The following is a 13347-nucleotide window of genomic DNA, read 5'->3' as shown; positions in this document are numbered from 1 at the left end:
ACGCTTTTCCTGATTATAAGTTTATCGTGATTACTTTACCGTCACCTGACCGTTCATCAGCATAGGTAGGAGCCAGTCCCGAAGCTTTTCAAGCTGCTGATTTTGAAAAATATTGTCTCTGATCCTCTCATGAAAAGGCTTAACTTTTTCTTGAAAACATTGAGCTACTAATCTATTTGGAATAACACACTTCGTATCCTTTAAGAACTTATAGTGCCTTGCGTAGCCATAGTTTGATAGATCAATATCTGAAACAATTTGATAAAGTAGATAGCTGGGTATTTTATCGCTTTTAGCAATCAAGACTTGTGTACCGTCCGCACCTCTTGCATAATCAAAATTAACTAGCTTAACTACTCTTGTGTGATCACCAAAGATAACATGTGCCATTTCTGGTTTTATTACTGTGCTTTCATCATCTGTGTACCCACAAATAAAGTCTTGGCTTTGATCGATAATGGGATATTCACCTGTGTCCTTAAATTCTTTTGTTGGGACTCTATTACTAGATGGAACCTTGTCAATAATGTCTTGAACAATTCCATTATTCCACCCCTCAGGTATCTCACGCTTTAGCACCTTGCTATAAACCATCTTACCGCCAGACGATTTATAAGGCTTACCGTCTGCATCGGGAAAGTCAAACTGTACAAACCAATAGTCATACAGCGTCTTTGCCATAGCTTCTAGTTCGGTATTGATTTGGTTGTTAAGCTCAATTTTATTTTCTATTACAGATAGTACATCAGCAATCTTGCTTTGCTCTAATTTTTCAGGCCCATTAAAAGGTAATCGAGATAAAATACCTGTATTTAGATTTGGCATGGTAGCGCCTACAGCTTGGCTTACAATCCATTTCTGTATCTCAGATGTACTGAGATAATAAGTTAGAAACCTAGCATCAAAATTGCTTCCAGGGCGCAGTAACAAACACCCAGTACCACAAAAGTATCCAGCTTCATTCTGACGGATTAAAGCTTTCTGTGTAACATCTCCTCTACGGCTATATATAATGTCATTCTCTTTAACAAGATATTTTGATAAACGCTTCGCATCTAATTCACTAATATAAGAGATACTAGTTAGATCAACTCTACTATTTTTCATGTTAGCTGGCATAATGCATGGAATACCATCTTCAACGTAATCAGAGGCATGTAACTGGCTACCAAAAGGACCTGTATGGATCTTGCCATCACCAGATTTCACTAGCTCTCCAAGCTCACCAGTCATTTTGTTATTCATATTCTAATCCTGCCAGCTGCTTTTTAATTTCACCTTCAAGCTTACGAGAATCACCAAACAACCGATCTAAGTTATCCGTATAGCTTTGCATCTTCTCTTTAAACTGCTCAGCGGTAATATCGACATACTCAATTTTTACTTCAAAGTACTGTCCTGCACTAAAGCTATAATTTTTTGCTTTAATATCATCATAGCTGACAGCTACAGACAGATCATCGACTTGCTCTTTGGTATTAAAGGTACGGATGATTTGCTGCTCTTCCTCAGCAGAGAGTACCGTTTTTTGATTTTTGCCTTCTTTGACTTTTTGACCGAGGTTTGACGCATCAACTAATACGACATCGCCATCATTGCTGTCATCGATAAACACGATCGATACATTTGTCCCTGTGGTCGCAAAGATATTCGACGGCATAGAGACCACACCAGCGAGCATCTTGTCATCGATTAGCTTTTGCCGGATTTTTTTATCGATACCAGACTGCGCAGTGATAAAGCCTGTCGGCACAACCACCGCGGCCTTTCCGCCTTTTTTAAGTGAGGCGATAATATGCTGTAAAAACAGCTGATAGATTTCCATCTTATCTTTGCTTTTAGGCTTAATTTTTGGTATGCCTGCAAAAAATCGCTCTTTATTTTCTTTGCTATCTAGCGCATCTCGATAGTCGCTAAAGTCGAGCTTAAATGGCGGGTTAGAGACGATATAGTCAAACTGCTTCAGCTGATGCGTCTCTTTATCTTTGTGATACGGATGCAAAACGGTATTACCCTGAATCACATTGGGTATTGAGCGCACGAGATTATTTAAGATTAGGTTTAGCCGCAATAGGTTCGATGACTTTTGTGAGATATCTTGCGTATAGACCGTACAGCGGTCTTCACCGATGGCATGAGCGACGTTCATCAGTAGCGTCCCCGACCCTGCCGATGGATCGTAGCATGTCACATTTCTGACAGTTTCACGCCCAGCGTGTGGTACAAGGATCTCTGCCATGATACGCGCGACGGCGTGAGGCGTGAAGTACTCAGCGTATTTACCGCCTGAGTTACTGTTATAGTCCTTGATTAAGTACTCAAAAATACCCGCGTAAAAATCAAACTTCTGATCAAAGATACGCTCAAAGCTGAACTCAACCAGCTTATTAATGACCGCGCGACAAAAGTCATCACGTTTAGACTCATCTGCAATATAGGTACTGATACGATCAAAGAGCACTACTTTTGCGCCGCCCTCAGTTTTTACCGCAAAGATGTCGTTATTTTTGGTGGCGATATCCATCAAGGTATCATCGAACAGCTTAGCAAAATCTGGCGCGTTACTTTGATTAAACAAGGTGCTGATAAAATGCTCAGGCTCTAAGCGTGCGGTATCCGCGCTCATCTGCATCTGTAGCATGTCGTAGTCGTCTGCACTCATGGCTTTAAGCGCTTCTTCCCACTTATCAGCTGCTGCCACGTCCTCATCTATTTTTTTGGCTTCGTAGGCAAACTTATCATTTAAGAATTTGTACAAAAATATCTGAGTGATGATTTTAAACTCGTTACCATCGTTACCAAGGCCATAGTTGGCACAGATGCTTTTTAGACCATCAATTAACTCTTGGGTTTTGGCTTTAAATTCAAGCTCTACCATGCTCTTGCTCCAGTGTGGTATTCATTGGTGTACTCATTGACAACCAATTTGCTAACGTAACGTACGCTATCACTATTTAGTGTGATCTTATCTTGGCTCGTGTCTTTATTGAATCGCTTAATGATGATAGGCATCATTTCCCGTTCAAAATAATCGCCATGCTCTACGATGTCATTGCTGTTGATCACCTTTTCATCGGCATCAGTTTTTATCTTTGCTAGGACTTCATATAACTTATATTCTGAGCGTTTTTTATTGTCTTGCTGACCTTGCTCTCTTAAGCGCTTATGAATGCGGGCATATTTGGTATCACCGCCGTATTTTTGACTGAGATTGGCATTTTTACGATTCAGCTCTTTGATGCGATTATGAATCTTGGTCAGCTCATCAATGTTTGCATTCATCTGCTCTTGCGTGACTTCGCTTAGTTTTTTGCCCTTAAAGATGCGCTCAAGCTCTTCTTTTAAACTGATAAACTCAGGATCTTTTGGATCAAAATTATCTGTCATCGCTTCACGGGTTTTGCGTAGAGTGCTTTTTAGTTCATCGGCCAATACCAGCTCTTCTTCGCCTATTTTGGTGAACTTAAAAATCACATCTTCTAGTGCTTGATTGAGTAGATTACTGGTGGCTGTCCCATGCTCTAGGTTTTGCTTGGTATTGAGCAGGTCAAGATGATGGCTGGCTTCACGGTATAAGACGTTGAGCTTTTGAAAATCAAGTGACTCTAAAATTTCATAGTCGCCTTGCAAACGGATCAGGTTATATAGGCTTCTGGCGTTTGCCAATACTTTTTTGAGCGTCCGCATTTGTCCCAAATCTTGTATTTGGCTGATCTGATCGCTGAATACTTCCATATTGCTGGTATCGTATTCAAACAGCACTTCTTTGACCTGTGCGATCTCCTCATGAATCTCTTCTTGAGTTTTGAACAGGTTTGAATAGTGCTCAAGCTCATCGCCCAGCTCAGATTGCAGCTCTTTAAAATAGGCTTTATTGGTCTCTTCAAACTCTTTGCTGATGTCTGCAAAATCAACCACATAGCCGTATCTGAAGTCTTTATAGGTGCGGTTGACGCGCGTTAACGCTTGCAATAAGTTATGCTCACGAATAACGCGGCCAATATACAGCTTCTTTAAACGCTTGGCATCAAAGCCAGTCAATAGCATGTTATAGACAAATAAGAAGTCTATTTTACCTGCTTTAAAGTCCTCGACCCAGCCTTTACGATCTTCTTTTGTGCCTACATCGTGCAAAATTAGCTGGGCAGATTTAACTTTTATTTCTTCATGACGAATCTCTGCTAAGGTTTTAGCGTTTGAGCTAGACGCTTGGTTATCCGTGATTGCTTCGCCTTTAGCATAGAGTTTATTGAAAATCTCATACATCTGCTTGGCTTGCTTGGCGCTGTCACAAATGACCATACCACCTATACTCGCATCATTTAGTGCCCCACGGCTTTTTTCAAAATCTGAGACAATGTATTCAAGCATGGGGTCAACAAAGCAAGGATGAGCATATATGTCTTCACGCTTAACATCACCTGCCAGCACCTTTGCCTTTGCAAGCGCTTCTTGTAGGATAAGTTTATAGTTAGTAGATATCTCCTCTCTTATCAATCGCAGGGTATAGCCATCAGCAATAGACGCGTTGTAATAATACTTATGAATATAGTCGCCAAATAACGCTCTTGAATTGTAATCGTCACCAAGTAACGGTGTGCCTGTTAGCCCAATCTTGATCGCGTTTGGATCAGATTCTTTTAAATTTGCTAAAAAGCTGCCTTTAGGATTATAGCTACGATGCACCTCATCCAAGAAGTACACGCGCTGAATATCAACGTTATAGTCTTTGGTTGAAGCAACGTCAGAATCGTTTTTAAACTTATGTATATTGACCACTGTAATTTCAGGTACACCTGCATCATTATGAATGGCTTTGGTGGCTTTGATATCACGGGCAAACTCATCTTTTGAACTCACCGTCTTCACTCGCAAACCGCGAGCGGTAAACTCACTTTGCGCTTGTTGCAGTAGATCTAAGCGATCAACGATAAAATAAAACTTCGGCGTGATGTTTTGTTTTTGAAAATAATCGGTCAAATGCGCAACGTTATAATAAGCCAAAGCGGTTTTACCACTGCCTTGAGTGTGCCAAATAATGCCTTTTTTGATACCCTGATCTAAAGTGTTTGCAATGGCTTTAGTCGCAAAAATTTGCGGATAGCGCATGATATGCTTTTCAATACCCTTCGTCTCATTCACATAAGCCAGCGCGTAGCGTAATATAAATGCTAGGCGATCACGGCTCAGTAGTGAAGTACAAATACTGTTAGTTGGGCGCTCAGGCTGCTTATTTAACTGGAACTCAGGGCTGTTATGAATAACCGTTAAGTTATTGTCTTTGAGTACCAAAAGCTCTTGTTCTTGGCTGATAGGCTTGAGTATTGCATTATAGTTAAATATTTCTTCTTCACGAAAATAGTTAAATATTGGCTTGTGATAAGAGCTACTGGCATAAAATGCCCCTTGGATCGGCTCAGGATCACCGTCAGCATATGGCATGTTATTAGAGAAGATCATAAACTGAGTCAGATTAACGAAGCGTCTAAACTTAGGATTGCTAAAGCGCTTATTAATACGATTACGCTCGTCAATGACTCCGTCTCTATTATTAGGTTTTTTAACCTCAACAAAGACCAAAGGCATACCGTTAATCAGCAGAATGATATCAGGACGAAATTCTTCATCCCCATTTTTATAAGTCAGTTCGGTGACGACGTGAAAGCTGTTATTATCGAAGTTTTCAAAATCGATCAGTTTGACGCCTGAGCGCTCCGTGAGCTTCTCAAAAAAGGCGCGCCCAAGATCCTCATTATCTAGCAATAGCTTGATGTCCTCAAACAAGCGCTTGACGTCATCCTTCTCTAATCCCTGATTGATACGCATCATTGCATCATAAAAAATATCCGTGAAGATATTGGTATCCATATCCCACGTAGCTGTCGATAGCGGTAAATATGCATAGCCTAGCTTCATTAGATGCAAGATGGTGGGAATTTTGACACGGGAGTCTTCGTTAAATTTCATGGGGTAAGCTCTTGGTTAAAGAATAAAATAGTCGTAGTAGCAAATCTATGGATAAGAGTCGTTATACGTCAATTGGTGTCGTCAGTTTTTTTATTTTAGAAATCAGTATAGCAATATCAAATAAATTTTGAATGTTTCTATCCATAGGCTATCCCCGTAAATCTTAGCTTAAGCTATTAACCCCCAATTAACTACCATGATTGCTCTCATTAGTTGAGAGCTTTTTTACAGGCTGAATAGTGTTGAATACGATTAACCTATCGATAGACACAACCTGTCATTACTACCATTTATACTCACTAGCGTAAATGAAGAAGAAAACAGCATTGACATGTTAAACGGCTAAATATTTGTTTTATTTTATTGACACAACAATATAAAAGACGATAATTACAATACGCAATAAAAAAACAACATTTAGTAATAAATTAGGATAAGTAGGTTAATGGGCAGTAGAAAACACGAACGTTTAGCCTATCGGCTATCAGATATCATTATTCGTTTAAACAACGGTGAGCGATTAAATATAGAGTCCTTAGCACAAGATTATCAGGTTTGCATCCGTACGCTTAAACGCGACTTTCAAGAGCGATTAGCTACGCTTGATTTTAGTGATTCAGGTCCTGTTTTTTATCGACTATCCCCCAGTCGGGTTGGATATTTAAACCTAACTGAGATAAGACGTTTTGCGAATTTTGCCAGCATACAAGACTTATTACCTAAAATTGATCGAGATTTTTTTTATGACAAGCTGAATCAAAATATTGTGGTCAAAGGCTTTGACTATGAGAATATTCAGGCGCGAACCCAAGAGTTCACTCTCATCAATCAAGCTATTAAAGACTGCCGAATAATTAGCTTTGATTATCAAAAAGTCAGACAGCAAAATAGTCAAAACGCGAGAAAGCACTATTATCTTGAACCCTATCATCTGCTTAATAAAAATGGTATCTGGTACGTGATAGGTAGACGTGATGCACAAACGCGTAACTTTTGTTTTACTCAAATGTCTAATCTCTGTGTCACTGACAAGACTTATGACTGTGATGAAGAAATTAAGGCAGATTTGATAAATACAGATAGCTTATTTTTTGACAACCATATCACTGAGATTGTGTTGCAGGTCAGAGCAAAAGTGGCAGGCTATTTTGAGCGGCGCGCTCTACTACCTAATCAAGAACTGATTCGCAAACTAGATAATGGCGATCTGTTGCTAGCTTGTCGCCACGTACATCCACGTGAAGTCACACCCATCGTGCAATATTGGCTGCCTCATATCAGAATTATTAGTCCTTCTAATATTCAGGAGGAAATGGAAGAAATTTTGAAAAGCTATTTGTCTGCGTAAAGAGATTTCATAAGCAAGATCAGGATAATGGTTTTACTATTAATTGCCATTAGATTAAAGGAAATAACTGATATTTAAGAGAGTAATAATGAATACTGTAGTCAAAGAATATAAGCAGCAAAAAAGTACGGATTCTGATTTACGAAATATTGCGATCGCAAGTGCAGAACAAGAACTGATTCAACGTTATGGTACAGCAGGAAGTCAATTTTTAATTGGTCTTCGTGGTATCGATCATGAAACAGGAAAAGTTTTTGATAGAAGCCTGCTGAGCATAGCTAAAGGAAAGTTAAATCGTGATCCTGTTAACTATCAACGAAATGTAAAACAACAAGCAGGATTCTCAGCTGAGGTTGCAAGTGTTTCAAAACGTAACGCGAACGCCATTATTAATAAAGACTCATCTCGCTTTGCTAGAAGTGAAGACATTGTAGGTTACGGAAAAAATCATAATGTAGTTGATATCATAGAGTTAATGGATAATACCGAGATTACTTCACAGATGAAGTTTGTAACTAATAAAGAAAAATTATTAAAAAATATCGCTCGTGGTAATGGTGGTGGAGAAAACGATTTATCTCGCTATTTAGCTGTTGATAAACTCGAAGTGCCAACTGAACAAGTTAATGAGATGAAAGCTATATGTCGAAGCGAAGCTCAGAAACTTACTAAACAAAGTAATGCCCTTAGAAAGTTAGGCAAAACTGAACTGGCTGATATAAAACTAAAACAAGCAAAGAACTACGAAAATTTAGAGCATAAAATAACAGATTCTGGATTAACAACTGAAGAAGCCATTCAATACAGACTCAATCCTAAAGCTATGACGGTAAAGGACATTGGAAAAGTAAGTCATGCAGCTGGCTTAGAAGGCTTAAAGTTTGGAGTAGCTATCGGTGGCTCTATATCTGCTGTAAATAACATTATATCCGTCTATTCGGGCAATAAAGAGTTCTCAGAAGCTATATTGGATATAAGTAAAGACACTCTCATTGCAGGTGCAACTGGTTACGCTACTGCCGCTTCAGGTACTGCCATAAAAACCTATATGGCACAGTCATCAAAAGAAATGATACGTGGGATATCTAAAAGCAATATGCCTGCGATGGTAGTTACTGCTTGCTTATCAACAGGTAAAAGTATAAAAAAATATGCTATTGGAGAACTTGATGAAGCCGAGCTTGCTCAAGAGATTGGTTTATCAGTTACGGGCATGATGTCGTCTTCTATGTTTGCCGCTATTGGTCAAGTCGCCATACCTATTCCAGTTTTGGGTGCATTAATTGGCGGTATGGTTGGTTATGCACTTACCAACACAGTGTATCAAAGCTTCTTCGATGTTTTGAAAGAGGCTAAATTATCGACCGAACGCAGACAGCTTATAGAAATGCAATGTGAAGCTGCAAGAATGCTTTCAAAAGAATATGAATTAAAAATTAAGGAGTTGTTTGCTTATCGTCTTAAAGAGCTAGAGACATATAGCAATATCATGTTCGACGCTCTAGAGTCACCTGATATTTCTTCTGATGAATTTTGTGCAAAAATGAATCGCTTCGCTGAAGAACTCGGTACAAAAATTTCTATTAAAAATATGGCTGAGCTAGATAAAGCTATGCTCTCTGATCTACCGCTAACTATATAAGGTAACACTATGTTCTTAAAGGATTTAAAAGAAAAACCACAAAGGATCCTGTTTTTGGAGTTAGCCGCACTTATTATGATGGCTGAAGGTAGTCAATCCATGACTTCTGAAAAGATCCAAAGACTAGAACCTCAAAGTAAAAGATATGCAATTATTCCAAAACTAGATTCAGAAAGTAAAAAATATAAATGTTTTCAAACATTAGAATCAGAAGGTAAAAGATATGTATTTCTACAAAATATAGATGAAAATAAAATGAATACTCTAGATACTTATGCAAAGGAATTAGAAATAAAGTATGTTGACGACTTGTTTCCATTATACAGTAGAAACAATGTATTCGAGTTGATGAATGTTTTGGAAAAAGAAATAGCTGCATTCTTAATTAATTATGATCAGTTAGGTGAAGATTTCAGATCAACGATAACTAATGTTAAAAATTATATTCTTGAACGTACTGCTGATGAGTTAATCTCTATCAGAAAAAAAAGTATTAGTCACTTAAATAGCAAAGAAAAGAAAATAGTACTACTTGGATTAGTCAGAGCAGGTTATAGTAGTAGATATTTTGAGGATAGAGGAAAATCACTACTATTACATATCTGCAAGTCATTAGATATTGAAATCGACTATATTGATGAATTCATAGAGATTTCAGAAAGGCTTTTTTCGATAAATATAGAGTTAGAAACTCTAATAAATGAATAGTAGAAATCAATTATATAGTCTGTAGAATTCTAACAATTTCATCTTACTTATTCTGCTTGAGTTACAAGAAGCTGTCCTTAAACTCTCTGTATCTTTTTAAGATAAAAGTAAACACATAAATATTGTAGAATAAATAAAAACTTAAGGTAATTAATATGTTTTTAGAATGTTTAAAACAACCCTCTGTCAAGGTGCTTTTCTTAGAGTTGTCAGCACTAATAATGATGGCTGAAGATAATAAAAAAAATACATCTTATAAAATAAAAAATTTAAATATCGATCAGCAAATTCAGAGCTTTTGGCAAAATATTGGAGATAATGAGTTAGACTTATTATTGAAAAACTCTATGGAAATGAATGTAAATTGCTACACAGGTTTCAATAATAGTAGTAATATGTACAACAATATTCCAGAAAAAATATTTAGCAAGTGTGGGGATTTTTACTTAATAAACATTCTTATTAACCAAACAGAATCAGTGTTAGAGGAATGCCATAATTTAGAGCATTTTAGACAAGAAGTAATTCAGGAAATTTCTTTAAAAGACGGTGGCTCGCATATTATAAGTCGTAAAAAAATAAAAGACTTAATGCTGAAGAATAAGAACGTCAGACAAGATATCCTAATTCGTACCATTGATGGTATTTTTGCTAATAGAGAAATTAATTCTAACATCTTGGATAGTAAAGAAAAGAAAGCATTTTTATATGAACTGATCCAATCAGGATATATTAATGGTCAGTTTGACGATAATAAAAAAATATTACTTTTACGTGTATGCAATCTAATAAATATAGATAGTGAATATCTCGAAGAACTCCTAGAAATTACAGGAAGTCTTTTCGTTATAAATAAAAACTTAACAAACTTGATAAATGAATAGGAGAGAATCATGCCAATCCCGCTAATAATAGGAGTAGCTGCTGGTGTCGCTGGAGCAGCAAAAACTGGCAAAGCATTTTATGATAATAAAAAAGCAAGCGAAGCTAACGATACCGCCCAAGGTATAGCCAGACGTGCAGAATGGAGCTTAGAAGAATCTCGTGAGAAGTGTCAAGAAGCTCTTGCAGATTTAGGGGCGAAAAAAGCAGATACTCTAGCAAACCATGTAAGTACCTTTATTACTACTTTCGGAAAGATCAAAAATATAGACTTCCAACATGATGGTAATTTAGGAAACTTAACAGTTAAAGAATTTAGCAATGTTGTACTTAAAGAGCTAAAGCAAGACGTTTCATTTGTTATTGACTCTGGCCTGGGCGCTGGTGGAGGTGCTATGGCGGGAGCTCTAACAGCTTTCGGAGCATATAATGGCACCATGATGTTTGCTGCTGCAAGTACAGGTACTGCTATTAGCTCATTAAGCGGTGTAGCCGCTACTAACGCAACCCTTGCTTGGCTAGGTGGTGGCAGCTTAGCATCTGGTGGTATGGGAATGGCCGGTGGCGCTTTAGCTCTTAATGCTCTAGCGGCAGGACCTGGACTACTCATCGCTGGCTGGTATATGGGCAGTAAAGCTAAGACCAAGTTAAACGATGCTCATGGTAATATTGCTAAGGCTAAAGAATTTGCTGCTGATGTAGATCAAGCTATAGCTCTGACAACGGGAATAGAAGAAGTCGCTTACAAAGCCTCAGATATTATTTCTACTTTACGTAAACATCTGCGTCGTAACTTGAAAAGTCTAGAAAGAGTAATCGAGATACAAGGTACTGATTATTCGCTATATAATGAAGAAGCAAAGATGACCGTCTTAAAAAACGTCAAGATTATTCAAGTCCTTAAAGTAGCTATCGATACCCCGATACTTGATGAGGAAGGCAGACTGTATGGTAGTGCCTCTGCAAATTTAGCTAAAATTGACTTTAGTATTAACGACGGTTTTTCTAAAATAGAAAATGTCTAAACTACCATTTCCATGTACAAGCTGTGGCCAATGCTGCAAAAACGTCCATTTAAGTGAACAGACTAAATACCTAAATCGAGGTGACGGCACATGCCGTCATTTCGATGATAGCAGTCTACTTTGCACTATATACGAGCAGCGTCCGCTGATATGTCGCATTGAAGAATATCATGAGAGGTATCTATCGCACTTATATGATTGGGACGGATTTGTGAAAATGAATTTGGAGGTCTGTAAGCAATTGAAGAAAGGCAAGTCAACATTTTAATTTGACTTATTATTAATAATTCATTACCTAAAAAGTATTAACAACAAGCGAAAGCAAGGATAGAAAACTTAAACGGTAAGATAATATAAAAAGCTTAGATTGCTAAAACTGACTTTCTAGTGATAGTATGTACCTGAAACCGCATTATGACTCATAAATATTTAGTTACAAATTATTATGAGGAAAATCCCATTATTTGCCTTGCCTCTAATACTGTTGCGCTGTTGGTCTAATTGTTGGTCTAACAAGGTTAGTTAATTAAATAAATTTATATAAATCAATAACTTATATTTGCAGTTAGACTTCCTCCTTCACCGCCAATCTTATCTATTCTGAGAAACGCACTAGTTTTTCTGTACTGTCATACTCTATCCTAAATAAAATCCAGACACCTTAACAGTAAGACTGTCAGTCTGATCGTCTAATGCTGCCTAAATGGTGATTTTTATCCTATCTATCAAAAAAAACCACCAATAAAGAATATTGCTGGCTCATATCACTGCTCTATTGCTGCTAATATCTAAACCTACAGCTGTTTACTGCCTATACATCTCTTTATTGCTTCTTTTTCACTGTCACTTAGATTCATATGTAACTTGTTCAACCCCAAATTTATGCGGCAGTCTCGTCTGATTTTTTTCGTTTCAGCAGACTTGACTGGTTTTGGAGTCGCGTTTACTGCTTCTGCAAAAGCAATGCTTGGTACCATCGCGTTGGCTAAGTAGCCTATTACACTGAATAAGGTGATAAATAGTACGAACAAGGTTTGTCTCATGGGCGCTCTCAGTCGATTTTTAAGATGATTATTTAGGACAGTCAATGAATATTTAACATCACTGGTTTGATTGAAAAGCACTACTTGAGATAACTAGCGCGCGCAGACGATGTTAATACTGCCTCTTATCATAGCCAGTTCCTATGTTAAGTAGCTTGATGAAAGTTTAAGAAACGTTAAGGTGTGAGCGTTTTGCATATCTGCTAAACCGTAATATCTCTTCAAATAGAGATACAAGACCAGATATATCACAACTACTAGCCAAACCATTGCACATAAAAATGACGCCTACTTAGGGCGTCATTTTTAAATAATCAGATATCACTTTTAAGAGCGGTGTCTGTAGTCGTTTTTGCTTTGTTTATCGTTTTTATATTTGCCCTGATATTTGTCTTGATGCTTTTCTTGTGCTTTATGCTTGGCAGCCACTATTTTTGCTTTTTGCTGTGATACCTTTGCCTTGTTTTTGACAACTTTATGTTTACTACCTACTTTGGCTTTAGCATCATGCTTTTGATGCTGTACTTGAGCGGCATGAGACTTTGAGTAGTCAGGTGCAGCGTTGGCTTGACCAACCATAGATAAACAAGCGGTAGCGGCTAAAATCGAACTTACTATTATCTTTTTCATTGTTTTTTCCTAATGTAATTCATATCAATAAATGATGATTAAAGATACCTTATGAAGTATTACGATAAAGCATCGCTCTATCGACAAAGAAAATGATAACTG

General features: G+C 37.5%; 10 protein-coding genes. 6 read left to right on the top strand and 4 right to left on the bottom strand.

Features of this window, described 5'->3' with window-relative positions; genetic code table 11:
• Nucleotides 1–30 precede the first annotated feature (30 nt).
• The 3 genes from AOT82_RS09335 to AOT82_RS09325 are packed head-to-tail and all read right to left on the bottom strand — an operon-like array spanning nucleotide 31 to nucleotide 5967.
• Nucleotides 31–1245 carry a restriction endonuclease subunit S gene (locus AOT82_RS09335; RefSeq protein WP_071002770.1) on the bottom strand — a complete coding sequence of 405 codons (1215 nt, stop codon included), beginning with the start codon at nucleotides 1243–1245 and terminating at the stop codon, nucleotides 31–33.
• Entirely contained in the window at nucleotides 1238–2878 is a 1641-nt protein-coding gene (locus AOT82_RS09330; RefSeq protein WP_071002769.1) for an HsdM family class I SAM-dependent methyltransferase, read from the bottom strand. The genes AOT82_RS09335 and AOT82_RS09330 overlap by 8 nt, the downstream gene beginning before the upstream one ends.
• On the bottom strand, nucleotides 2872–5967 hold the full coding sequence (locus tag AOT82_RS09325; RefSeq protein WP_071002768.1) for a type I restriction endonuclease subunit R: 3096 nt from the start codon (nucleotides 5965–5967) through the stop codon (nucleotides 2872–2874). Before AOT82_RS09325 ends, AOT82_RS09330 begins: the two co-directional genes overlap by 7 nt.
• Nucleotides 5968–6412: 445 nt before the next feature.
• Here AOT82_RS09325 and AOT82_RS09320 point away from each other — a divergent pair, with 445 nt between their 5' ends.
• The 6 genes from AOT82_RS09320 (at nucleotide 6413) to AOT82_RS13685 (ending at nucleotide 11840) form a co-directional block, all read left to right on the top strand.
• Nucleotides 6413–7315, top strand: a complete 903-nt coding sequence (locus tag AOT82_RS09320; protein ID WP_071002767.1) for a helix-turn-helix transcriptional regulator — start codon at nucleotides 6413–6415, stop codon at nucleotides 7313–7315.
• A gap of 88 nt (nucleotides 7316–7403) precedes the next feature.
• Complete coding sequence (locus tag AOT82_RS09315; RefSeq protein ID WP_071002766.1) at nucleotides 7404–8957, top strand: hypothetical protein; 1554 nt, start codon at nucleotides 7404–7406, stop codon at nucleotides 8955–8957.
• Between the two features lie 9 nt (nucleotides 8958–8966).
• Nucleotides 8967–9665 (top strand): hypothetical protein, encoded by a 699-nt coding sequence (locus AOT82_RS09310; protein ID WP_071002765.1) that lies wholly within the window; start codon nucleotides 8967–8969, stop codon nucleotides 9663–9665.
• A 221-nt stretch (nucleotides 9666–9886) separates the two neighbouring features.
• On the top strand, nucleotides 9887–10549 hold the full coding sequence (locus tag AOT82_RS09305; protein ID WP_156770990.1) for a hypothetical protein: 663 nt from the start codon (nucleotides 9887–9889) through the stop codon (nucleotides 10547–10549).
• Nucleotides 10550–10558: 9 nt separating this feature from the next.
• Complete coding sequence (locus AOT82_RS09300; protein ID WP_071002763.1) at nucleotides 10559–11572, top strand: hypothetical protein; 1014 nt, start codon at nucleotides 10559–10561, stop codon at nucleotides 11570–11572.
• Nucleotides 11565–11840 (top strand): YkgJ family cysteine cluster protein, encoded by a 276-nt coding sequence (locus AOT82_RS13685; RefSeq protein WP_083328914.1) that lies wholly within the window; start codon nucleotides 11565–11567, stop codon nucleotides 11838–11840. The genes AOT82_RS09300 and AOT82_RS13685 overlap by 8 nt, the downstream gene beginning before the upstream one ends.
• A 1102-nt stretch (nucleotides 11841–12942) precedes the next feature.
• Here AOT82_RS13685 and AOT82_RS09290 read toward each other — a convergent pair.
• Entirely contained in the window at nucleotides 12943–13245 is a 303-nt protein-coding gene (locus AOT82_RS09290) for a hypothetical protein (protein ID WP_071002761.1), read from the bottom strand.
• Nucleotides 13246–13347: the final 102 nt, after the last annotated feature.

This window comes from Psychrobacter sp. AntiMn-1 (assembly GCF_001854065.1).
GTDB lineage: Bacteria > Pseudomonadota > Gammaproteobacteria > Pseudomonadales > Moraxellaceae > Psychrobacter > Psychrobacter pacificensis.
Note: the sequence above shows the minus strand (reverse complement) of the source record. Positions and strands in the feature narration are given on the sequence as shown.

Excerpts from the sequence above, each read along its gene's own strand:
- AOT82_RS09335 (WP_071002770.1), bottom strand. The coding sequence starts at position 1,245 with ATGAATAACAAAATGACTGGTGAGCTTGGAGAGCTAGTGAAATCTGGT.
- AOT82_RS09330 (WP_071002769.1), bottom strand. The coding sequence starts at position 2,878 with ATGGTAGAGCTTGAATTTAAAGCCAAAACCCAAGAGTTAATTGATGGT.
- AOT82_RS09325 (WP_071002768.1), bottom strand. The coding sequence starts at position 5,967 with ATGAAATTTAACGAAGACTCCCGTGTCAAAATTCCCACCATCTTGCAT.
- AOT82_RS09320 (WP_071002767.1), top strand. The coding sequence starts at position 6,413 with ATGGGCAGTAGAAAACACGAACGTTTAGCCTATCGGCTATCAGATATC.
- AOT82_RS09315 (WP_071002766.1), top strand. The coding sequence starts at position 7,404 with ATGAATACTGTAGTCAAAGAATATAAGCAGCAAAAAAGTACGGATTCT.
- AOT82_RS09310 (WP_071002765.1), top strand. The coding sequence starts at position 8,967 with ATGTTCTTAAAGGATTTAAAAGAAAAACCACAAAGGATCCTGTTTTTG.
- AOT82_RS09305 (WP_156770990.1), top strand. The coding sequence starts at position 9,887 with ATGATGGCTGAAGATAATAAAAAAAATACATCTTATAAAATAAAAAAT.
- AOT82_RS09300 (WP_071002763.1), top strand. The coding sequence starts at position 10,559 with ATGCCAATCCCGCTAATAATAGGAGTAGCTGCTGGTGTCGCTGGAGCA.
- AOT82_RS13685 (WP_083328914.1), top strand. The coding sequence starts at position 11,565 with ATGTCTAAACTACCATTTCCATGTACAAGCTGTGGCCAATGCTGCAAA.
- AOT82_RS09290 (WP_071002761.1), bottom strand. The coding sequence starts at position 13,245 with ATGAAAAAGATAATAGTAAGTTCGATTTTAGCCGCTACCGCTTGTTTA.